Raw genomic sequence first — 899 nt, forward strand, 5'->3', positions numbered from 1 at the left:
CGCTCTACGTGCGCGTACGCAACAAGCGGTACACGCTGGCGGTTCGCCAGCTCGTCGCTGGCGAAACCACCAGCGACGTCCTCGCCGAGTTCCTGGAACTCCTTGACGGCCTTGACCTCGGCGTCAAGGCCGTCTACCTCGATCGAGGGTTCTACAACAGCACTTGTCTCAAGCTGCTGTACGCGCACAATTACGCCTATGTGATGCCGATCGTCAAGTGGGGTGAGACGATTCAAAACAAACTCAGTGAGGGGTGGAGCCGCGAGATCGAACACGATCTCGCTGGCGAGGTGACGTTCCCTGTGTTCATCGACTGCGTATACCAGCAGGGACGGTACGACGAACACGGGGTGGCGCGTCACGGCTACGCCGCTGACGCGCCGTTCATCGACACGCCACGAGATGCACGAGAGCACTACAGCAAGCGCTTCGGCATCGAATCAAGCTACCGATTAGCCAAGCAGAGTCTCGCTTTCACTAGTTCTCAGGACGCTGGACTGCGGCTGGTGATGTTTGTAGTGAGCCTACTGCTCCAGAACAGCTGGCGGTATCTCCACTGGAGGTACGTGGCGGCGCCCCGCCGTGGGGGGCGCCGCCTCTTGCAGTGGTCGTTCACGGAGTTCTGCGAAATGACGCTTCGCGCAGCTTGGACAGCACTTGGTGTGCGTAGGTCTGTTCCAGCGAATCAGCCACTTGACAACCGGTTCTTCCGGTAGCTGTCCCCGCCGGGACAGCGGCTGTGAGTGGCGACACTGTCGCGTCGGCGGCAGTCTGCCGCCGACACGACTCCTCACCGCCGAAACTCACCGTCCGTCTCACTTCGAGAACTGGCCACGCATCGAAGTCATGGATTCAAGCTCTACTAGAGGGGTTTGTGGGCTTTCGATGTGATCGACTGA

1 protein-coding gene is annotated in these 899 nt (G+C 60.1%); it reads left to right on the forward strand.

The annotated features are described in order from the left end of the window. A partial coding sequence (locus VI234_RS21170; protein ID WP_336331227.1) for an ISH3 family transposase occupies nt 1-716 on the forward strand: 716 nt, incomplete at its 5' end. Between the last annotated feature and the right edge of the window lie 183 nt (nt 717-899).

Origin of the sequence: Haloarcula sp. CGMCC 1.2071 (assembly GCF_037078445.1) — an archaeon.
Taxonomy (GTDB): Archaea; Halobacteriota; Halobacteria; order Halobacteriales; family Haloarculaceae; genus Haloarcula; species Haloarcula amylolytica.